This is a genomic window from Pedobacter sp. SYP-B3415, assembly GCF_004138205.1.
Lineage (GTDB): Bacteria > Bacteroidota > Bacteroidia > Sphingobacteriales > Sphingobacteriaceae > Pedobacter.
In genome coordinates this window covers 157,089-178,327 of the sequence record NZ_RXNQ01000035.1, presented here as the reverse complement: position 1 = coordinate 178,327, position 21,239 = coordinate 157,089, and the positions used below count along the sequence as shown (strand labels likewise).

The window sequence follows — 21,239 nt, the reverse complement described above, 5'->3', positions numbered from 1 at the left end:
ATGAAGAAATTTTTATTCCTAAGTGCTGTTGCAGGCCTGATGGCACTTGCCTGGACAGCGTGTAAAAAATCAAATTATCCGGGTGGTCAGGTCAATACTTATATTCCACTTTTCGACCTGAAGAACCTGTATAAAGGCTCTGACCTTGTATTGGATGCCGAAGCGATGTTCGGCTCAACCGCAATAACAGGTTTGGTCGTGTCAGATCATTCGGGGGGCAACCTTCCTGAAGGTTTACTCGTGCTGCAGGACCGCAGGCGGCTGAATGTTGTACGCGGTATTTCAATTGCGCTGGGTGCCGATGCCGCAAAGTTTGTAATCGGAGACTCAATTGCAGTAAAAATGGAAGGAAAAACCCTCACCCGGCGCGATGGTATCCTGCAGATAACAGGTGTTACCATGGGTGATATTACCAAGCTGGCCAGTAACCGGGCGATCCCGAAAAACCCTGTTGCCAGTTCACTGATTCTTGCCAAACCATTTGATTATGAAAGTACACATGTCATTGTAGTCGATGCTGTTTTTGATCCGATTGCCAAACCTGCAGATACCTATTCGGGCGATAAAACCATCAATGACGGATTTGACAATTTTACGCTCCGGACCAGAGCAAATGCCAAATTCGCAAACACTTCGGGCCTGAATTTCGCCGCAAATTATTCTGGCATTGTGTTTAATACTGTTAATGCGAATGGCGTCCCTTCTCCTTATCTTGCCATACGCACCATGGCAGATGTAAAACCGCTTTCATCGGAGCCTGAACTGGCTGCTGCGGTTATCACCGGTTACATGGCAGATGCACAGGGCGGCGACGGCAATTATGAATATATGCAGTTTCTGGCTACTGAAGACATCAATTTTGCCGTAACACCCTATTCGGTAGTCGTAACGAACAATGCCGGTGGCAGCTCGCCAACCGGTGTTGCACCTACCAAAGGCTGGGCTACGGGTGCCGATGCAGCGCGGAGTCCGGTGGGCTTAACGGCAAGAACCTACAAGTTTAACCTGACCTCGGGCACAGTCTCAAAAGGTGAATTTTTCTATGTAGGCGGATCAAGTCGTCTGATCAATGGTTCGGGCTCTACCTCGATAGCTTCATCGAAGTGGATTCGCGCTAAAAACTATACAACGGCTACCCCGGCAAATAATCCGGCAGGAAACGGAGACGGCTTCGGTTTATACACAACCAACCTGTTCGCCAACTCCGGCAATGCGTCGGGCTTTGCAATCTTCAAAGGCACCGAGGTCAATGTGAATTCCACACCGATCGACTGTATCTTTATCGGTGGCGGCGGAAATATTTACAGTACTTCGCCGCTGATGGGGTACAGGGTTGCGCGAAACGATTTGTACAAACGGATTGAACCGATTGAAGGGATTGAGCAGCTTTATTACCGGAGCGGCACGAATACGATGAGCATGCAATATCAATTGCCTTCTGACCAGGGATTTTTCAATAAACTGGGCGGTATCTATAACCCGGCAATCGGCAGATGGAAAAAAGCCAGGTCACAGAACGATATCGACCTGGAGAAAAACTCTACCCTGGCAGAAATCGAAGGCATTCATTTGAAGCTTACCCGGGATGCGAATGGGGCTGTTGTAAGAACAGATACCATTGCGCCAACCAGGCTGGTCAACTAAACGGATACGAATACACACAATAAACTGTTGCGGGAGCCCTTCAAGGTTCCCGCTTTACATAACAGGCCGCCACGGCCTGGCTTAAATATGAAAAGAAGAACCTTTATACAAAGTCTCGGCCTTCTGTCGGGAAGTGCCTTTATCAGCTTAAATAGCAGTGCCCTTTCAGGCCTCAGGCGCAGTGCTACGGTTAGCGGCCGGGTTACCGCATCGGGGCGGGGCATTGCAAACGTTGCGGTCTCAGATGGTTATTCGGTTGTACTCACCGATTTGTCAGGCCGCTATACCATTACCCCCAACGAGGCTGCCGCTTTTATTTTTATGAGCACGCCGGCGGGCTATGAATTTAAAACAGATTATAACCTGGCCAGCCAATACGATCGCCTTGGCAGCAGAAACGAATATGATTTTCAGCTTACGCGCCTGAAAAGAAATGATGATCGCCATAACTTTATCGTTTGGGCCGATCCGCAGATAAAGACGAAAGGCGATGCAAAAGAAATGATGGAAACATCAGTCCCTGATGTGCAGGCGCTCGTAAAAAGCATGGGTAATACGCCGGTGCACGGCATCGCCGTAGGCGACCTTGTTTGGGACAACCATGCCTTATTTGCCGATTACAATGAGGCCGTCAAACAGATGGGAATTCCGTTTTTCCAGGCGCTTGGTAATCATGATATGGATTACCGACAGGGCGGCGACGAAACCTCAGACAAAACCTTCAAACAGAATTACGGGCCAACGTATTACTCATTCAATCGCGGCAAAGCGCATTATGTTGTGTTTGATGATGTCCGGTACCTCGGCATTGAAAGAACATATGACGGTTATATCAGCGAACAGCAGCTTAGCTGGCTCGAGCAGGACCTGAAATCTGTACCAACAGAAAACCTGTTGTTTATCTGTCTTCACATCCCGGTTCACAATGCTGTAAAAAACAATGCAGCGCTGTACAGCCTGCTTAAACACTATAAGAACGTCCATATTTTATCGGGACATACCCACTATTCAAGGAATGTGCAGATCAGTGAAAATATTTTCGAGCATAACCACGGCACGGTGTGCGGTGCCTGGTGGACAGGTCCCGTCTGCAGCGACGGCTGTCCGCGCGGCTATGGTGTGTATGAGGTTAACGGAAGGGATGTAAAATGGTATTATAAAGGTACCGGCCAGCCCAAAACACACCAGGTATCGCTTGACGTTGAGCGCAGCGAAAAGCAGGTGCGCCTGATTGCAAACGTCTGGAACTACGACCCGAAATGGAAGGTGGAATATTTTGCAGACGGGAAAGCAATGGGCGCGATGGAAATGACCAAGGGTTTCGATCCTGAATGCGTGCGCATGTACAAGGGCGCGGATATGCCAAAAAAACGTCCGTTTGTAGAGCCACACCGCACAGAACACTTATTTTTGGCGCAGCTGCCGGCCTCGGTCAGAACGGTTGAAATTCTCGTTACAGACCGATTCGGCGAAAGATATAAAATTAAAAAAGATGTCTGACAAGATTCTGCGTTGTCTGCTGACGGCTTGCACCTTCCTCTTTGTGTTGCATGGCCTTGCTCAAACCAAAACCTTTTATGCCGTTGACCAGGCGCAAAGCCGGGTCATTCGTGCACAAGCAGGTAAATCTGCCGTTGACTGGGAATGGCGGGTTGATCAGCGGATTCCGGATTCGGCCCGAAAATGGTTTAGCAACCTGAGTGAGGTCAAACCCGTTTACGCGCAGAAATATCTGCTCATCACGGCTTCAGGCGGGGGCGTAGCACTGGTACGGCTGGATGATAAAAAAGCCGTTTTTGTCGCTTATGCTGGTGGCAATACACATTCCGCCGAACTGTTGCCAGACGGAAATATCGTTGCAGCCTCCAGCACCGGCGGATACCTGTCCCTGATCCGCACAGATACAACCGTCGCACCTGCCGCCGTCCAGGTAACACGTATCAAGATGCCTGATGCACACAATGTAGTCTGGGACAGGAAAAGACAGCTGCTGTGGGCAACCGGAGGCACAACGCTTTATGGCCTGGCATACAACATGAACTGCAAGAATCCGGCGCTGGAGATCAGGGAGCAGCTTGCATTACCGGAAGCCGGCGCCCATGATCTGTTCCCCGTTTTCGGCCAGGACAAACTTTGGCTCTCTACGCACGACCATACCTGGAGCCTTGATTTTGCCACGAAGAAGTTTTCTGAAGTAACGGCATTTAGCCGCATCAAAAGCATATCATCCGGTCCGGAGACTTATCCGTTGATTATGCTGCGCGCCATCGATACCAACAAAAAATGGTACCATCAGCAACTGATCAACGAGAAGGAAGCTGTTATTTTCAACATCGAAGGCCTTCAGATTTACAAAGCACGCTGGGATGTGCCAAATACCTTCAGCTACCCCGACACACACAAATTTACAATCTGCCAATGAAACAGAAGTTACTTACGTTTAATGTACTTGTCCTGTCTGCACTTGTCCTTGCCGGCTGCGCGGGCCTGAAAAACCGCTCAAAAAAAGCAGTGGAATTCGATACCCAGGCGCATCGCGGCGGCCGCGGCCTGATGCCTGAAAACACCATTCCAGCTATGTTACACGCAGTAGATCTGGGCGTTAGAACCCTTGAGATGGACCTGGGGATGAGCAAAGATAAACAGGTTATCGTTACCCATGATCCGTATGTAAACACCCTGTTCGTTACACCGCCAAAAGGTGCTGAAATTACGCAGGAAGAAGGCAAAAAACTTTACTGGTACAGCATGGACTATGCCTTTATTAAACAGTATGAAACCGGCCTGAAGCCCTATGCACTGTTTCCGCGGCAGCAAAAGGTAAGCACGCATATTCCTTTACTTTCCGAGCTGATTGATCAGGTAGAGCAGCATGCCAGGCGCAAGGGGCGAAAGATGTTTTACGACATGGAAATCAAATCACAGCCTGCAGGGGATAACATCAAACACCCCGAAATTCCTGAGTTTTGTGACCGCGTCGTTGATCTTCTTAAAACTAAAAAGGTCCTGAACCGCACCGTCATCCAGTCGTTCGATGTCAGGGCGCTTAAATACATTCACGGTAAATATCCAAAGGTGGTATTGTCCTACCTGGTCGATAAAAAGACCGCACCGCGGGTTTCAGAAAATCTCGATGCGCTCGGTTTTACGCCGGTCTGGTACAGCCCTGAACACAGTACGGTTACTGCCGCCATGACCAATGCCTGTCATTCAAAAGGTATAAAGGTTTTGCCATGGACTGCAAACACCAGGGAGGATATCGCAAGACTGAAGGCTCTCGGCGTAGATGGGATCATTTCCGACTATCCTGACCTGCTTACGCCATAATCTGTCCGAGAAAATCAAACACACAATTCTAACCAAATTATTCAATGCCATTTAAACTTTTCCCGCCACCGGCTGCGCACCAGCCGATGCTGCCCGAAAACCGGATCGACCCGGAGTATAAAAAATTACGCATACAGGTGTTTCTGGGTATCTTTCTCGGCTACGCCGGATATTACCTTGTCAGGAAAAACTTCTCTATGGTGATTCCTGACCTTGTTAAACAAGGTTATTCAAAGGGGGATCTCGGACTAGCACTGTCAGGCGTTTCCATTGCCTACGGTCTGAGTAAGTTTCTGATGGGCAATGTTTCTGACAGGAGCAATGCACGCATTTTTCTCACGGCTGGTCTGATCCTGTCTGCACTGACCATGATTTTTATGGGTATCAGCCCGTTTGCAACAAGCTCGATTGCGGTCATGTTTGTGCTGCTGTTTATCAATGGGTGGTTTCAGGGTATGGGCTGGCCTCCCTGCGGCCGTGTTGTTGTACATTGGTTCTCGGTCAAAGAGCGCGGTACCATGATGTCGATCTGGAATGTGGCGCACAACGTTGGCGGGGGCCTTGTAGGCCCAATAGCGATCTGGGCTATCGAAATTTTCACCGACTGGCAGAGTATGTTTTACTTTCCGGGCATGATCGCGCTGGTGTTTGCGCTCATCGCCTTTATCCTGGTGCGCGACACACCGCAATCATGCGGTTTGCCGCCCATCGAGGCTTATAAAAATGATTATCCGCGCAATTATTCAGAATCGCAGGAGCAGGAGTTCACCGCCCGCGAGATCTTTTTCAAGTATGTCTTTAACAACCGCATGCTGTGGTATATCGCCTTTGCAAACGCCTTTGTTTACCTGGTCAGGTATGGCATCCTCGACTGGTCGCCAACCTTTCTTAAAGAGGCAAAAGGTTTTGATCTGAAAGAGTCAGGTTTTGCTTATTTTCTCTATGAATACGCAGGCATTCCCGGAACCCTGCTGTGCGGCTGGATCAGTGACAAGGTGTTTAAGGGGCGCCGGGCGCCGGCTACCATTATTTACATGGTTCTTGTTCTTGTGGCGGTCCTGGTTTACTGGAAAAATCCGCCCGGAAACGTGTGGATAGACAATGCTTCGTTGATCGCCATCGGCTTTCTTATTTATGGTCCGGTTATGCTGATCGGCGTGCAGGCGCTGGACCTGGTTCCAAAAAAGGCGGCTGGCACCGCTGCCGGTCTGACGGGTTTGTTCGGTTACCTCGGGGGCGCCCTGTTTGCCAATATTGCGATTGGCTACGTGGTCGATGCCTTTGGCTGGGACGGCGGTTTTGAAGTAATTGTTGCCGCATGTATACTTGCAATAGTTTTTACAGCTTTCACCTGGAACAGGGAGAAGAAAAATCTAACAACCATTAACTCATGATAAAACTTAAAAAGATACTGCCCCTGGCAATCGCCATCAGCCTATCGCTGCAGGCTGGGGCGCAGGTAACCGCAAAATGGGACAGTACTTACCGTCCGGGTAAGTATGCCGAAAAGCTGGCCGCTTTCAAAGCTGAGCCCCAGGCAAAACGGGATTTCATTTTTTTGGGTAACAGCATTACCGCCGGTACCAACTGGTCCAAACTGCTCGACCTTCCTCAGGCAAAGAACCGTGGTATCTCCGGCGACATCACCTTTGGCGTGCTTGAACGGCTCCAGGAAGTGATAGACCGCAAACCCGCAAAAGTTTTTGTGCTGATCGGCATCAACGACATTGCGCGCAATATTCCCGACAGCGTTATCCTGGCGAATTATAACAAGATCATTGACCGGATCAGAAAGGGCTCACGAAAAACGAAAATCTATTTTTACACACTGCTGCCCGTAAACAGCTCGTTTGCGAAATTCAAAAAATCATTACGGTAAGGATGAGCATATTCTGTGGCTTAACGATCAAATCCGGAAATTTTCGAAAAAAGGTGTTACAGTTATCGATCTGTACCCGCATTTCCTCGATGGCGAGCAGCACCTGAAAGCGGAACTAACGGCTGATGGCCTGCATTTGATCCCGGCAGGTTACCAGGTCTGGAAAGATGTGCTTCGAAAGGGCGGTTACCTTAAATAAACCAAAGAAAAAGCGGCAGGATATAATTTCTGCCGCTTTTTTTATTCTGCTGCGATGAGTCTGATCTCATTGTCGCCCAGCTCAATCAGCCGCTCTTTGTAGAGGCCGCCGATGGCTTTCTTAAAAACGTTTTTGCTGATACGCAGTTGCTGGTAAATTTCTTCAGGAGTACTTTTGTCACCAAGCTTCAGATAACCACCGTTGTTTTTCAGTGCTTCGAGCAAACTTGCGCGTGTATTCAGGATATGGCCAAATCCTGATGGCTGCAGGGTCAGATCGATCTCGTGTGTAGCACGGATTTTTTTTACCCAGCCTTTGTGGCGTTCGCCAGGGTTCAGGTCCGTAAATACCTCGTTATGGTAAAGCAGCCCGGGATAATGGTTGTCGATAATGGCGTTATAACCAAGGTCTGTACGTTCTGTGATCAGCAACTCGACTTCATCGCCTTCCTCAAAATTATACTTGCCCTTCTCGATATGGTTGGTCAGCCTTGAAGAAGCCAGCAGGCGTTCGTCTACTTCGTCGAGATAAACATACACCACATGCCATTCGCCAGCCTTCATAGGGCGTTTTTGCTCTTTTTTGGGAACGTAGATGTCTTTGGCGATTCCCAGGTCGAGGAACGCGCCCGACTCTTCTGCTGATACGACCTTTAGGTATGCAAAATCGCCCACACAGGCAAACGGCCGTTTGGTGGTAGCCAGCAGGCGGCCTTCTTTATCTGCATAGATAAATACTTCGATCAGGTCGTCCGCACGCAGACCTCTTGGTACTTCCTGAAAGCTTAACAAAGCATTTTCATCGCTGTCAAGGTCTTCAAGGATCCAGCCGGGTTCAGCTTTACGATCTGCTTTTAATGTGTTGTATCGGCCGATTTGTATCATAACGTGTGTTCGTGTCGTCAAAGGTACGCATATTTTGTTCCACCTGCACCCGGTCGTGATCCCTGGGCCCGTGCAGGGCGGCATCCCTGGGGGTAATTAACGGTTTTCGAGCTCCAAAAGCGCCATGTATGGGTCTCCTGTTAAACCAAGCAGGCTGCAAAATGCTGCTTCAGTAGACAAGCCGGCTTGCTTAAGCCTGATTACATCTGCTCTAAACCGGGGCGGCTGCTCCTGGAGCAGTCTTGCTTCAATAAGCAGATGGCGGTAGCTCATTTGCTGGCTTACAGGAATCGCCTGACCAAAAATCTCAATGGGCATGCCGGCATCTTCAAAGCGCACCACAATGGCTTCATTCCCGTATTTAGCTGTTTTCCGGATTGCATAGCCCGGTTTGCTGCTAAAGCGTTCCTGCAGGTCCTGTTCATATTTCATCGCGTCAGTGAAACTGCAGGCCAGGTCAATATCGCTGCCGGGCAGATCAACGGCAATGGGGATACTACCCGTCAGTTTCGGGCCATAGTGGACCAGCAGATCCATATACCGGCCGCGTGTTAAGATCTCGTATGCCTTCCGCTGGCTGTCCGTGCCTGTTTTCAGGTATTCAATATCTGCGAAATCTGTCATTCAGTTGCTGAGTTATTACCTACGCTCATTATATACACCGATCTCGGCTATTGCCGGCGAACTGGTAAATGTTTCAAAGCGAATGCGGACCTTCTGGCCCCAAACCCGGTTAAACCGGTGAATCTTTACACGCCCGGTATAGTTTCCATTTTGCAGGGGCTTCCATGAGTTGTTCGAAAAATAGTCGATCTCGTAAGCGGTCACGTTTGCCTTTGCCTCGGTAATGGACACCGTATTGAATCCCGTTTCCCTGCCAAGATCAATTTCTATCCAGGGCTGTTTCACGCTGCGGTGTGATCGCCAGGCCGTGCTGAAGCTGTCATCATTTGCAAAATCCATGATCCACATGTCATCACTCCAGCTGCCGTTAGCGGCTTTTCGTTTGGCCAGGTTCGGGGAAATGAGCGGCCCGTCGTACACTGGCAATTTAGGTGGGTTTGTATTTCCTTTATAGAGCGTACCGATCTTCGCCAGTTCTGTGACGGCATTGTCATCGATACGGCCATCGCGGTTGGGCGCGACATTCAGGATAAAATTACAATAGGCCTGGTTAAAGGGAATGAGCATCTCCTTTACCAGCTGGTCTGCACTTTTAACCGGCTTCGAAGGGAAATCCGGCTTCCAGAACCAGGCCGTATTAATAGGCAGGCAGGAAAGCGCGGGCAAACGGTTCGACTCTTTTGAGATATGCTGCCCGGCACCCTGTTCATACGATTTGATATCAGTGTAAAAAAGTGCTTCGGCAGGATACTTGGCTGCATTCAGGTCCATGACCAGGCAGTTGGGCTGAATCGATTTGATCAGACTGTAGATTTCTTCAAAGGGAACATCGTCATAAGATATTCGCGACCAGGGGGCATCCCAACCGTCAATAATAAGGGCAGAAATTTCACCATAATTGGTGAGCAGCTCAGTGAGCTGCGCCTTGATCATACGAATGTGCTCTGGGGTGATGTGACCCGGGCGAAGCTTATGGTGGGTATCCAGGATGGAATAATAGAGCATAACCTTGAGGCCCGCTTTACGGAATGAGTTTGCGTACATGCTGACAACGTCTTTTTTCAGCGGGCTGTTCATTACGTTATATGGAGTGGTCTTTGTGTCCCAGATGGCAAAACCACTGTGATGTTTGGTGGTCAGACAACCGTAGGTCATGTTCGCCGAACGCGCGGCTTTGGCCCATTGATCTGTATCAAGCTTCCGCGGATTAAACAGCTTGGGCGAAGCATCAGGATCAGCCCAGTCATCATCCATATACGTTGGGATATTATAATGGATAAACATGCCGAAGCCCAGGTCTACGAATTGCTGCTGCAGGCTGGTAAGCGGCACTGAAGTTTGTTGCTGTTTTTGCGCTGATACTGTTAGTGAAGATGCGAGAAAAATGAGGAGAAGGAAACGTGTACAGGTCTGCATTGGTTTAAATTTTGGGTGAAAAATAGCTAATTTTTTCAGACCAGGCGAGGTGAATTGCCGGGGCACTGCGTGGCGATGTGTCGGTCTTTTACAATTTATTGAACACTTAGGCAGCTATCTTGCCCGTCTGTTCGGTGTACTTTTACCGAAGGAACGCGTTCCGGGATGCCCGTGACAGTGAGCGGATTGCAGCAATAAAAACTTCGATCTGCCGTTTTTTTGGTGTTATATTTGTTTTGAAACCAGGAATCATCGCTTGCGGCTGCTACCCCCGAAAGTGTTCCGAAATCATCCGTTTACCTAAATGAAAAACATATGGAACGAAAGCTTATCGTCGAGATCAACATCGAGGATACTCCCATTCTGAATTACGCTTCTTTCAGGCTCAACCAGGAATTTAACGCCCATCACACTTTCGAACTTGTACTTTACAACGACAAAATGGGCGAGCCGGGTATGATCTCGCTCAATGAGAGCCGGCAGTTTGTCGGCAAAACCATCAATGTATCGTTTGGATATTTCCAGGACCAGATGCAGGACTTTAAAGGTCTGGTAACCGGTGTACGTTTGTCGCAGACCCATGGTTTTCATGGCAGCGTGATCATAAGCGGATACAGTTCGAGCATCCTGATTGATCGCGGTGAGGATCTCGGTTCCTACCTGAATAAAAGTCTCGACGATATCGTCAGGATCGCCACCCGAGAAACGCCCGCCAGCGACCTGCAGATCGTTTCAAACGCCAGCAGGAAATCGCCGCTTGATTACGTGATACAGTACCGGGAGAGCGACTTTGACTTTCTGAACCGGTTGTCTGCTGAATACCACGAATGGTTCTTTTATGATGGGCAGCGCCTCTGCTTCGGCCGTCCTGACGATCAGAAAGAGGTGCCGCTTTTTTACGGGCGCGACCTGCATACACTTGATTACGGAATCGAGGTTGCGCCCATTAAACACAAGAAATTTGCTTACAGCCCGGGTCAGGACCAGCTGCTTGAAAGCGAAAGCCCGGGGCAGGCCGACGGGCAGCCCGACCTGGTCCATGCCATCCAGGCCTCAAATGCGATGTATGGCAAAACATTCATCCAGCCAACAAGTATACGTGTCGGAAGTAATGAAGAAATCAGGGAACATGTAGCCAACGAGGAAAAAGCAAACATCAGCAGACTGCTGCAGGTAAACGCTGCAGGCATGAATCCGATGGTCGGTATCGGCAAGGTTGTCGATGTGAGCATGAGTGTGCGTAAAGATGTTTCCTTTCAAACCGAAGACCTGGGCAAGTTCCTGGTCACCTCAATTCATCATCATATTGATGGCACCGGCAAGTACAACAATTCATTCCAGGCTGTGGTCGCATCTGCAGAGCGATTGCTTGTAAAAGATAAAAAACGCCCGCAACCCGATATGCAGCTGGCCAATGTAGTAGATAACAATGACCCGCAGGGGCAGGGCCGGGTAAAAGTTCAGTTTAAATGGGCCACACAGAATAACGAGCCTACCGAATGGCTGCGGGTCATGGCACCTGATGCAGGCAGTTCTGATAAGGTAGGCACAAACCGCGGCATGGTATCTGTTCCTGAAGCCGGCGACCAGGTTGTGGTAGCCTTTGAAGAAGGTAATATTGCGCGGCCGATCGTTATGGGTTCAGTTTTTCATGGCAAAAGCGGCGGAGGCGGCGGTGCCGGGAACAACAACAAAAGCCTTACCTCGAAAAGCGGGAATACGGTCAGGCTCGATGACGGCGCAGGGGTAACCGTTCAGGATAAAGCAGGAAATGTGATCACACTTGACGGATCTGGTAATGCCCTTTTTGAGACCAGCCAGTCTATCGTGATCAAATGCGGCGAAAGCAGTATCTCGATGGATATGTCAGGTAACATCATCATTAAAGGTAAAAACGTGATGACCCTTGGTGAAAACATCGGCAATTCAGCTACCAGCGCACTGGGCATCGGTGTCGGGCCCGAAGGCGGTGCACCAACTTCAGGAATCGCGATTGAAGCCACAACGCTCGATATCGCGACAACCACCCTTGCGGTAAGCGGAAGCTCAGAATGTAGTTTTGCATCAGAGACCATCAATATCGGGGCAACAAGCAATGCAAACGTAACCAGCGGAACCATTAAACTGAACTAAACGCCCTCTTTGTGAATCCCGTACATCTGGAAATGGTTAAAATAGACCGCCGCTGGAAGCAGGTGGTCAGAGAAAATCCGGCCTCGCCGCTGTTTATCTGCCTGGGCGAGAAACACGAGGTGCATCTGTTCGAAACGTACTTTAAATATCAGCTGCGCGAAGATGCCCGGACTGACGATATGTACCTGATCCACTATCAGGATTTTAATGATGCGCAGACTTATGGCGCGAGTCTGCAGGCCGAATGGACAGAGGCTTTTAACGAGTGGCAGAAGGCTGCGCCTGATGTAGCCGACTGGCAAACCGCGACGGACACGACATCGGCAGGAAGCGATGCACATCTACCCGTACAGTCGCTGAGCATGCTTTGCCAGCTTTATCCGGGCGTAGCTGAACATGCTATTTACGTTCAGGTTGCACCTACAGTTGTCAGTGATTTCAACGCCTTTCGTCTTTGGATCAGCGATTGGTGTCAGGCAGTAAAGAAGACCGGGCGAACGAATATCAGGTTGGTGCTCACAGACCATCACCAGCATCAAACGTATAAGAAGCTGTCTAATGCTGCCCGGTTCAGGGTAGAGACCAACCTGAGCTCGATGATGCAAAATGCCGCGGAGTTTACCAATCCCAAAAAAGGCGATCCGGAAGCAGATTACCAGCAACAGATTTTGGTTGCGAGTAACGAGCTTGCTAAAGGTAACCACGATCTGGCTGTCGTAGCGTTAGAAAAAGCTATCCGCATTGCACGCAGGCAAAAGCTAAATCCGGCTGAGGTAACCGCGCGGCTCATGCTGGCACAATGCCTGGCGCCAAACGGAAAAACATCGGCCGCACATGCCGAATATAAAGAGGCTATTTCCGCCGCAGGCGAAGAAAACCTTGTTGCAGCGCAGATACATATGAATTATGCCAGCTTTTTGCTTTCGCAGTCGGAGCAGAATAAGGCTAAGGAATATTTTGCAAAGACGGTTGACATTGCTGAAGAGATCGGCAACGATTTCATCGCCATGGAATGTACCCGGCTGATCGGGCAGCTTTCTGAAGGCATCTTAAGCGGAGATGCCGAAGCGATCAGGCATTATGAACGTTGCCTTGAAATTGCCCGTAACATGGAAGCCGAAAAACGGCGGCAAAGCTCTATGCCTTACGTTGCGGGCATTCTCATCAAAAAGTACGGCCAGCAAAGCGACGCCGGCAGGGCTTTGAACGAGGAAATGCAGACTTTTTTCGGTCCGGAATGGATCGAACTGACTAAGAAACCTAAAACGATGAAGTAATATGAACTGCCGGTTAACGGCCAAAAAAATCACCTATGAGCATACCGACCGTTCCCCTTCAGCTGATCAAGGCTAACAAACCTGCCATGAACAATACGGCGGTTCAGCACGTGAGCAAACACTTTGACATTGTGCTGGGCATTGACTTTCACTGGACAGTTTTTCCGTTTATTCCATCGTTCAGTATCATTCCCTTTCCCTTGCCGCACCCCTTTGTCGGTATTGTTTTCGACCCGGTCGATTACCTGCGCTTCAATATCCCCGTACCTTCCTTTTTGCAGGGCATGCTGGGTACGGAAAGCATCCCCATGGGTGGGTCGATCTTTGTACACGGGCGGCATAAGGCGACCACCACCACATCTGTAATGGGGGTGCTGCTTCCTTTCAGGCACATTACCTCTATTCCGGTTTATTTTATCGTCAACATTCCCGGCTCGCCGCATGAGGGGGAAGTGTACTGGGGTTCAAAAACAGTGCTTGGCCAGGGTGCAGAAATGAGCGGTTCAGAACCACAACAGGTGCTGACCTGCTGGTGCCCGCCTATGGGCTTAAAGCCTTTGCCCACCGTTCCGGGCAAGATCAAAAAGAATCCGCTGGCTTATTTTGCTTTTTACAGCGATCTGCTGAGCATGTATGTGCAGATCAATACCGGCAACCCGGTGCTGGTCGGCGGCGAGTTTATCCCCCACAAATACACACCCGGCGAGTTGCTGATGCGTTTTGCAGCCATCGGGATCATGCGGGGCCTGACCAAAATAGGAGGCAAGGCGCTTAAGGGACTGAACCAGATGCTGCAGAACATGTTCGGCAAAAACAATCCGTTGTCAAAGCTGCTGTGCCACTTTGGGCTCGAACCGGTCAACTTTGTAACCGGGGCCATGTTTTTTGAATGGACCGATTTTGAACTGGAGGGTGGCAGGAAACTGGAATGGAGGAGTACCTGGCGAAGCGATAAGCCGTTTAGCGGTATGCTGGGCAATGGGGTATACAACAATTATGACCTGTACATCTACCCGGATGAAAAGGCAGGTATAGCGGGCTTTAACCATCCGGCTGAAAATATGGTGATGCCTGTGCAGGTGGTCGCGCCCGGATCGGGCAGGCACTATGACCGGGAGCAGCGGCTCTGGCAGGAGCGGCCTGATGAGGAGAGCTGGATCATCACCCTGGGTGCTGACCGGTATGAGTACCGGAGATTCCGGGAAGAAGAGTTTGGATTCATCTACCGGATCAGCCGGATCAGTTATAAGGAAGGCGTCACGCTTACCTTCCGTTATGACACGGGTGGCAAGCGGGCCATGATGCAGGAGATTGAAGATGATTCAGGAAGAAAACTGGTGGTGCAGCCAACGGCAGACGGGCGTTACATACAAACGGTGCACTTCTGTTATGGCGATACCGATGACCTGCTGGTTCGTTACCAGTATGATGAAAAGGGAAACCTGACACATGTTTACGACCGGGCAGGGAAGAGCCTCCGTTTCGGTTACGATCAGGAGAACCGGGTTATCAAACGGCGCAACCGCAATGGCATGGAGTACAGCTGGAGGTATGATGAGCACGGCCGGGTGGTCCATACCGAAGGTGAAGGCGGCTTTATGCGGGGCGAGATCAGATATCACCCGAAGGAGGGCTACAATGAGGTGATCTACCGCAAAGACAAGATTGAGCAGTACTGGTATGATGAAAGTCAGCTGGTGTATAAAAAGGTAGATGCACTGGGCGGGGAGACCTGGTATGAATATAACCGCTACAACGAACAAACGATGGTTTCGAGCCCTGAGGGACGGGTAAGCGGCCGGGATTATGACCAGATGGGCAATATAACGACCTGGCACCTGCCCGATGGTGAGCAGGAACATGCAGCGTATGATGAGGCAGGCCGGATGATCAGTTTTACCGATGCTGCAGGCAATAAGGAAAGCTGGACGTATGATGAACTGGGGAGGCTGGCAGAACATGTTTTCAGAGACGGTTCTTCCGAACAATATAATTACAGCGGTTTGGAACGCCTGCCATCAAAAGCGGTCACAAATGAAGGACTGAGCAAAGAATGGACATACAACAGGCAGCGGCAGTTAATCAGTTTTACTGTAAACGGCAAATCAGCGCGTACCTGGGAATATGATATATACGGCAGGCTATTATCCTTTTCTGTAGCCGGCTTATCCCGGATCCGCTGGACACGCGATGCGTATGGACGTGTGCAAACGGTTTCCGAAGCAGGGCAGCCCGACATCAACTTCAGTTATGATGCCTATGACCTGCCTGTTTCCGCCTCGAACGGCCGGGAAGAATGGCAAATGCGTTATACGCAGCTTGGTACGCTCCTGACACAGACCCGTATCTATGCGGGTGGCGAAAAGTCTGAAAGCCTGCGTTTTGTGTATGATGATTGGAATAAACTGCAGGGCATTATCAATGAAAACGGCGAGACCTACACCTTTACCAGGAATGCAAACGACCAGGTAATTGCTGAAACGGGTTTTGACGGCAGCACAGACACATATCTCCGGAATGCTGACGGGCAGGTTATCCAGACGAGCTACGCAAACGGTGGAACTGCCTTTCACTATTACGATGGGAGCGGCCGGTTAACCTACAAAAGGTATGATGATGGCAGTTATGAGTCTTATGATTATGACAAGGCGGGCCGGTTGATTGCAGCCGAAAATGAGCACAACAGGGTTTTATATACACGAGATAACCTGGGGCGCATTCTGGAAGAACAGCAGGACCAACATAAAATCAGCTACAGCTATGATTCAACAGGAAACCTGACAGGCCTGCACAGTTCGGTTGGGGCCCATATAACGTATACTTATGATACCTTTGGTTATCTGCAAAGCCTTACCGGTTCGGTGTATGGCCAGACACCCTGGACCGCAGAAATCTTCCGTAATGAATTTGGCCAGGAAATATCCAGAATCCTGCCGGGCGGTCTTCACTCCATTTTTGAATACGATCAGCGCGGACGCCCTGTCATTGAACGGCTGGAAAAGAGGGAAGATCCGTCGTTAAATGGTTCGGGTGGAGCTTCCCTTTTGCGTTACAGACAATACAGCTGGGGGCCGGGCGAAAAGCTCTCAGCACTGCTGAACAACATCACCGGAAACCGGATTGATTTTGTACACACCACATCGGGCAGTTTGCATGCGGCAACATACAGCGACACGCGGGAAGTGATGTATAAAACCCCCGACCCTACGGGCAATGTTTACAGAACCGAAGACCGGAATGACCGGATCTACGACACGGGTGGCAAACTTTTGAAAGATGATCAGTGGCATTACCGGTACGATGAACGCGGAAACCTGATTCAAAAAAGTAAACGAAACATCATTGCCCTCCGGTCAGAGACAATGGCTCAGGATCAGGACGCGGTTGCGAAAGACATTTTTAGCGGTCCGCCGCAATGGCAAACTTCCCTTCCGGGGATACCGGCAACATCCGGTCCGGTGCGGATCCAGGCCCTTGCAGAAAGTGAACCGGCAGAGCCCGGCTGGCAGGCGGGCGACTGGCTGTACAGCTGGCAGGCGAATGGCATGCTACGGTCTGTCAAGGATCCGGCCGGAGAGGTGAGCAGGTTTGAATATGATGCCCTGGGGCGGCGGACAGCTAAAATTGCAGGCAACAGCATCACGCGGTTTTTGTGGGATGGGCAGCTTTTGTTGCACGAGTGGACCTATCCGCTAAAGGCAAGGCCTGCCTCATCAATCAACGAAAGTGGGGCGCTCAATGAAGCCGGGACAGAGCCTGTGGATGGTCTGGTTACCTGGATTTACGATCAGACCAGCTTTACCCCGGTAGCAAAACTACAGGCTGGCCGCAGTTACAGCGTGGTCGGCGATTATCTGGGTACACCAACCGAGGCTTATGATGAAAACGGACAGCTGGTCTGGAGCAGCGAGCTTGATATATACGGCCGTGTAAGGTCTGCAACCGGGGACCGGCATTTCATACCTTTCCGTTTTCAGGGACAGTATGAGGATAAAGAAACTACGCTGTATTATAACCGGTTCAGGTATTATGACCCACAGGCCGGAACATATATCAGCCGGGATCCTATCGGCCTGCTCGGCGGACTACGGCTTTACCAGTATGTAAAAGACAGCACCGCATTTACTGATGTGCTTGGTTTGAGCATGGGCAAACCCATTACGTCGTGGAATGAATTTCAGCGGCAGACGAGCGGCTGGTTCGAGAGCAGAAAACGTGCGGCAGAGGGCTGGCGGGTGTACCAGGACACCGCTTTTGATCCGCGGGAGATCGCAATGGGCCGGCTTGCCGATACAAAGGCAGCGCAGTCGCTCGGTATGCAGATTCTCGATTCGAACTACTGGTCGCTGCAGGTAAACGATTCATGGGTAATGGGTGGGATTGATGCCGAGCGAAGTTTTTATCTTGCCTCAGATCCGAGCGATGCGAACCGGATCAGCAGCGATCCGAAATATCCGCGTACAATCTTTGACCGGGAGTTAAACATGCTGGAGCGCGCAGGTTATACACAGGATGGTAATTATATGAGACCAAATGGCTATAAATAAAATACAAGCTTTTCTCACCGAGCTGGAGCGTGAACCCGAAACAGCGATCCGGAAGTTCGAAGACAATGAGGAACTGAGAGATATGCTCAGGGCTGCAGATCTTCGCGAAATAACCGGTGATACCACAGTACACGATAAGTTGCTGAATATCAGTTATGATCTGGCCGTTCAGGCCTTGAATCAACAGGCCGGAAGCGAAGGAATGCTGTTGAACGCGCTCAGGGTCCTTGTCATTGAAGACTTCTTTATCGACTACCGGGATAGTTATATCCGCCTTGCATTGATTTCGCATGTGGCGGCAAAACGCAAGACTTCTGATGAAAGGCTGCTTAGCGCTGTTAAGCCGTTGGCGTCTGAACGCGCCTTAGCACATTTGGAGAGATTTTTTAGCCAGTCGAAGGCAGAACGTTCCTTAAAAGCCTTTGGATTGCAGGAGGTCAGGGAGCATGGGGAACTTAGCGTGCGGGTAATTCCGCCTCCGGTTATCAGGTGAAGTTTTGAGTTCTAAGTGGTAAGTTGTAAGGGGTAAGTCATTGTTGTCCGGGGAAAGTTTTGCGAAAGCCTATAGTTCTTTGGTTTCCAATAAATGTGAGGCTATGGTATCGAACCGCTCACCGCCGCGGGGGCTCCTTCTTTTTGGCGAAAAAGAAGCAACCTGAGGCGCAGCCGAAAGCGTTCGTACCACTGAAAATAATATACAAGACACGAACAAACGCTCCGGCTGTGTATCTCTTCTTGCATAAAAGCATCAAAAGTCCTACGGCGGCGGGAAAAGGACCGGCTGTTCTCAGCTTCAGACTTAAAAACGGCGTTATGAGCGGTTATGCGCCATGGTCTTGGTTCATGATTCGTTGCTCCTTATTCCCAAAGAGTTCCCCTCCTTGGTTCCTCCCGACCTCCCTAAAACAGTGCAAGACTTTTAATACTTTTCTGCGGCGAGAAGATACAAGGCCGGTTCGCATCTATCAATGGCAGTAGTCAGGTAAAACCGTTATTAAAAGCACCGCCTGTATGTAAAACCCGCAGGCATAGAATACAGAGGGGCTTGATTCAAAAGACTCAGTCAAATAATGCTTTGAGGCTGTTCAGAAGGATCTCATTTCATTCCGCCAATTTTTACCGGACAACAATGAGTTCTAAATGGTAAGTTTTAGGTGCAAAATGTGTAGCAGTTACACAATCATCCTGCACAGGGCAATGTCGGTATAATACAGGCGTTATGATTAAATCTGATTGGTTTTGCGCTCTTGCATTGTTATTCAGTTGATTACTATATAACATCGAATTTTCAGGGGGTCATAATTTAAGGCCGGAGCGTTGCTGCGGCTGCACGCGCAGCTGCGCATAACCTGATCTGACATGACCCCAAAATCGATTGCCGAAATCATCGGCTCTGCCAGAGGGAAAGTCGTTTTTGACGACCTGAGTGCGCTGGACAACAGCGCAGATCCGCTCGACAATACCAGTTTCCTGAAAGAAGACCTGCTGCAGATTGAGTACCGCTATCATATTCTTGTCGATGCAGGCTGGTACAGCAGAACGGCAACACCCGGACAGTTTATCGTCTATGTCATCAAGAATACAGACTGGATGCGGCCGCTGCTCAGGTTAACGGCCAATACCTGGGCCGAACTGTTAAATGCACTCGAGGAAGCCATCAGCCTGGCCAACAGCCGGAGTGCGAAGTAAGGGTAGATGGGCGGCAAGCGAACCATCGGGTTAACCCTTGTTTGCGAGCCGCTTATTTAACCGGCTGTACCCGTTGATTTAAAAAAGCACGTCGGCAATTTCAGGATCTTTATCGAATACACTTTTTGCATAGGGACAAAGCGGAAGGATTTTTATCTGCGTCTTGCGTGCAAAAGCTACGGCTTCGTTTAAAAGTAATCTGCCTACACCCTTACCGCCAAAATCGGGGTTTACTTCGGTATGGTCTATAATGATTTTCTGGCTGCCAGCCCATACATAGGTCATCCGGCCGGCCTCAATTGTTCCTTCAGTAGCTTTAAAATAACCCCGGCGCTCGTCGTTGATTTGTTCGATGGTGATCATAGTTTCTTGTTTAATCTTTATGACCGTAAAGGTAGCAGCGCTGAACCTACGATCTATTGACATATGTCAACAAATCGACAGGATGTATTGCAGGCTGCTCCTTATCTAAAGATTCTTAGCGCCAGGCGCCTGCAACTTTCATTTTTTTTAGCAGGCCGTAAAAATCTGTGATCACCCAGCGATCGGTTGCCCGCCCATCTTCTATCCTGTAAATGGCAATCCCTTTGAGTTCGATTGCTTTCCCGGTTGCAGCCATGTCCATATACTTGCCGAGGTGTGTGCCCAGCAATCAGCGAACAACCACACGGTCACCTTCGGCAATCAGGTCGTCGACCTCATAACGGGCATCAGGCAGAGCGCTACGAATGTCTGCGTAAAACCGCCGGAAAGGTTCAGGTCCGGCGGTATCTTCCGACCAGTCGTGCGACCTGAACGCAGGCGAAACCAATTCGTCTACAAGCTCCATATTCCAGTCGACCAGCACATCCTGATACATTTTCCTGATCAGCGCCTTGTTTTGTTCTTCGGTTGTCATGCTCATATTTTTTGCTCTTTTGTGGAAGCAAAACTAGCAAGCAGGGAAGGGGAGAAATTGTAAAAAGCTGATGGGTTTGGGGGGTCAACACATTTTCTATTCGTAGAAGGATTCCATTTTCCTGGATCATCGCATTAACTAGCCGATTAAGGATTCGAATAATGTTGCTACTATATCTTTCCGATTCTTATAATCATATTGCAATTGCCTGCAGGCTATCGAATCGAATTGTCGCAGGCTCACCACGATTTTGTCGTATGTGACCGTTTTTCGATTGCGAGTCCAAGACTCTCACAGGAAGATGCCCGTTTTGTCGCCATAGCAAGAGTGTATTCGTTTCCTCATACCAGTCTGATGACTGCCTCTATTTCGGCTATTAGTCATAGCACCACTAACTCAATTTTAATGATGCCCGAAAACCATCAACGGTATAGTAAATAGCAGCTACTGCTGCCACCCTTGACTGTTCCCCTGCTTTTAGTTTGGTTGTTTAAGCGGTAATATGTATGGCTGTATGCTTAAAAATCGGGTTTTCAAAACTAGTATTGGACGTTCGAACACAGTCGTGATTTTATGACAGTTCTTTATTTTCTTGTCATATTTAGAATATTCTTTTGCTTAGTTTAAATGTATTTTTGTTAAATACAATCAAATTTTTTTATCTAGGGCTTCAAACAGCGAGTCGCGATACCTTCTCAATTTATTTTTGATAAACTTGAGCC

At 49.5% G+C, this 21,239-nt stretch carries 16 protein-coding genes and 1 pseudogene; 12 read left to right on the top strand and 5 right to left on the bottom strand.

What is annotated here, in order from left to right:
• The 7 genes from EJV45_RS16915 (at nt 1) to EJV45_RS19670 (ending at nt 7,049) form a co-directional block, all read left to right on the top strand.
• On the top strand, nt 1–1,644 hold the full coding sequence (locus tag EJV45_RS16915; protein ID WP_129717550.1) for a DUF5689 domain-containing protein: 1,644 nt from the start codon (nt 1–3) through the stop codon (nt 1,642–1,644).
• A gap of 87 nt (nt 1,645–1,731) precedes the next feature.
• Nucleotides 1,732–3,144 (top strand): calcineurin-like phosphoesterase family protein, encoded by a 1,413-nt coding sequence (locus tag EJV45_RS16910; RefSeq protein WP_129717548.1) that lies wholly within the window; start codon nt 1,732–1,734, stop codon nt 3,142–3,144.
• Nucleotides 3,137–4,066, top strand: a complete 930-nt coding sequence (locus EJV45_RS16905; RefSeq protein ID WP_129717546.1) for a DUF6528 family protein — start codon at nt 3,137–3,139, stop codon at nt 4,064–4,066. Before EJV45_RS16910 ends, EJV45_RS16905 begins: the two co-directional genes overlap by 8 nt.
• Nucleotides 4,063–4,971 carry a glycerophosphodiester phosphodiesterase family protein gene (locus EJV45_RS16900; RefSeq protein WP_129717544.1) on the top strand — a complete coding sequence of 303 codons (909 nt, stop codon included), beginning with the start codon at nt 4,063–4,065 and terminating at the stop codon, nt 4,969–4,971. Before EJV45_RS16905 ends, EJV45_RS16900 begins: the two co-directional genes overlap by 4 nt.
• Before the next feature lie 44 nt (nt 4,972–5,015).
• Entirely contained in the window at nt 5,016–6,365 is a 1,350-nt protein-coding gene (gene glpT / locus EJV45_RS16895; protein ID WP_129717542.1) for a glycerol-3-phosphate transporter, read from the top strand.
• Entirely contained in the window at nt 6,362–6,850 is a 489-nt protein-coding gene (locus EJV45_RS16890) for a GDSL-type esterase/lipase family protein (protein WP_240755319.1), read from the top strand. The genes glpT and EJV45_RS16890 overlap by 4 nt, the downstream gene beginning before the upstream one ends.
• A complete protein-coding gene (locus EJV45_RS19670) occupies nt 6,822–7,049 on the top strand; it encodes a GDSL-type esterase/lipase family protein (RefSeq protein WP_240755318.1) in 228 nt (75 codons plus the stop codon). Before EJV45_RS16890 ends, EJV45_RS19670 begins: the two co-directional genes overlap by 29 nt.
• Before the next feature lie 41 nt (nt 7,050–7,090).
• On the opposite strand, the gene EJV45_RS16885 is transcribed toward EJV45_RS19670, so the two are convergent.
• The 3 genes from EJV45_RS16885 to EJV45_RS16875 all read right to left on the bottom strand — a co-directional run bounded on the left by EJV45_RS16885 (nt 7,091) and on the right by EJV45_RS16875 (nt 9,973).
• The gene (locus tag EJV45_RS16885; protein ID WP_129717540.1) at nt 7,091–7,933 is read right to left on the bottom strand and encodes a S1 RNA-binding domain-containing protein; all 843 of its coding nucleotides are present in this window, start codon (nt 7,931–7,933) and stop codon (nt 7,091–7,093) included.
• 96 nt (nt 7,934–8,029) lie between these two features.
• Nucleotides 8,030–8,557, bottom strand: coding sequence for a DUF4269 domain-containing protein (locus EJV45_RS16880; RefSeq protein WP_129717538.1), 528 nt, complete (start codon nt 8,555–8,557; stop codon nt 8,030–8,032).
• 15 nt (nt 8,558–8,572) lie between these two features.
• Complete coding sequence (locus EJV45_RS16875; RefSeq protein WP_129717536.1) at nt 8,573–9,973, bottom strand: alpha-L-fucosidase; 1,401 nt, start codon at nt 9,971–9,973, stop codon at nt 8,573–8,575.
• Nucleotides 9,974–10,288: 315 nt separating this feature from the next.
• On the opposite strand from EJV45_RS16875, the gene EJV45_RS16870 reads away from it, so the two are divergent.
• From EJV45_RS16870 to EJV45_RS16850, 5 genes are all read left to right on the top strand, one after another.
• On the top strand, nt 10,289–12,106 hold the full coding sequence (locus EJV45_RS16870; protein ID WP_129717534.1) for a type VI secretion system Vgr family protein: 1,818 nt from the start codon (nt 10,289–10,291) through the stop codon (nt 12,104–12,106).
• An 11-nt stretch (nt 12,107–12,117) separates the two neighbouring features.
• The gene (locus tag EJV45_RS16865; protein ID WP_129717532.1) at nt 12,118–13,383 is read left to right on the top strand and encodes a tetratricopeptide repeat protein; all 1,266 of its coding nucleotides are present in this window, start codon (nt 12,118–12,120) and stop codon (nt 13,381–13,383) included.
• A 35-nt stretch (nt 13,384–13,418) separates the two neighbouring features.
• Entirely contained in the window at nt 13,419–17,930 is a 4,512-nt protein-coding gene (locus EJV45_RS16860; RefSeq protein ID WP_129717530.1) for an RHS repeat-associated core domain-containing protein, read from the top strand.
• On the top strand, nt 17,917–18,423 hold the full coding sequence (locus tag EJV45_RS16855; protein ID WP_129717528.1) for a hypothetical protein: 507 nt from the start codon (nt 17,917–17,919) through the stop codon (nt 18,421–18,423). The genes EJV45_RS16860 and EJV45_RS16855 overlap by 14 nt, the downstream gene beginning before the upstream one ends.
• An 866-nt stretch (nt 18,424–19,289) precedes the next feature.
• Entirely contained in the window at nt 19,290–19,619 is a 330-nt protein-coding gene (locus tag EJV45_RS16850) for a hypothetical protein (protein ID WP_129717527.1), read from the top strand.
• Nucleotides 19,620–19,697: 78 nt separating this feature from the next.
• Here EJV45_RS16850 and EJV45_RS16845 read toward each other — a convergent pair whose 3' ends face one another.
• Nucleotides 19,698–19,982, bottom strand: a complete 285-nt coding sequence (locus EJV45_RS16845) for a GNAT family N-acetyltransferase (protein WP_240755317.1) — start codon at nt 19,980–19,982, stop codon at nt 19,698–19,700.
• A 115-nt stretch (nt 19,983–20,097) separates the two neighbouring features.
• Nucleotides 20,098–20,478 (bottom strand): annotated as a pseudogene (locus EJV45_RS19665) (ester cyclase).
• Nucleotides 20,479–21,239 lie beyond the last annotated feature (761 nt).

What these genes read in the sequence shown, in the direction of transcription:
- EJV45_RS16915 (WP_129717550.1), top strand. Translation starts at nt 1, where the DNA reads ATGAAGAAATTTTTATTCCTAAGTGCTGTTGCAGGCCTGATGGCACTT.
- EJV45_RS16910 (WP_129717548.1), top strand. Translation starts at nt 1,732, where the DNA reads ATGAAAAGAAGAACCTTTATACAAAGTCTCGGCCTTCTGTCGGGAAGT.
- EJV45_RS16905 (WP_129717546.1), top strand. Translation starts at nt 3,137, where the DNA reads ATGTCTGACAAGATTCTGCGTTGTCTGCTGACGGCTTGCACCTTCCTC.
- EJV45_RS16900 (WP_129717544.1), top strand. Translation starts at nt 4,063, where the DNA reads ATGAAACAGAAGTTACTTACGTTTAATGTACTTGTCCTGTCTGCACTT.
- glpT (WP_129717542.1), top strand. Translation starts at nt 5,016, where the DNA reads ATGCCATTTAAACTTTTCCCGCCACCGGCTGCGCACCAGCCGATGCTG.
- EJV45_RS16890 (WP_240755319.1), top strand. Translation starts at nt 6,362, where the DNA reads ATGATAAAACTTAAAAAGATACTGCCCCTGGCAATCGCCATCAGCCTA.
- EJV45_RS16885 (WP_129717540.1), bottom strand. Translation starts at nt 7,933, where the DNA reads ATGATACAAATCGGCCGATACAACACATTAAAAGCAGATCGTAAAGCT.
- EJV45_RS16880 (WP_129717538.1), bottom strand. Translation starts at nt 8,557, where the DNA reads ATGACAGATTTCGCAGATATTGAATACCTGAAAACAGGCACGGACAGC.
- EJV45_RS16875 (WP_129717536.1), bottom strand. Translation starts at nt 9,973, where the DNA reads ATGCAGACCTGTACACGTTTCCTTCTCCTCATTTTTCTCGCATCTTCA.
- EJV45_RS16870 (WP_129717534.1), top strand. Translation starts at nt 10,289, where the DNA reads ATGGAACGAAAGCTTATCGTCGAGATCAACATCGAGGATACTCCCATT.
- EJV45_RS16860 (WP_129717530.1), top strand. Translation starts at nt 13,419, where the DNA reads ATGAGCATACCGACCGTTCCCCTTCAGCTGATCAAGGCTAACAAACCT.
- EJV45_RS16855 (WP_129717528.1), top strand. Translation starts at nt 17,917, where the DNA reads ATGGCTATAAATAAAATACAAGCTTTTCTCACCGAGCTGGAGCGTGAA.
- EJV45_RS16850 (WP_129717527.1), top strand. Translation starts at nt 19,290, where the DNA reads ATGACCCCAAAATCGATTGCCGAAATCATCGGCTCTGCCAGAGGGAAA.
- EJV45_RS16845 (WP_240755317.1), bottom strand. Translation starts at nt 19,982, where the DNA reads ATGATCACCATCGAACAAATCAACGACGAGCGCCGGGGTTATTTTAAA.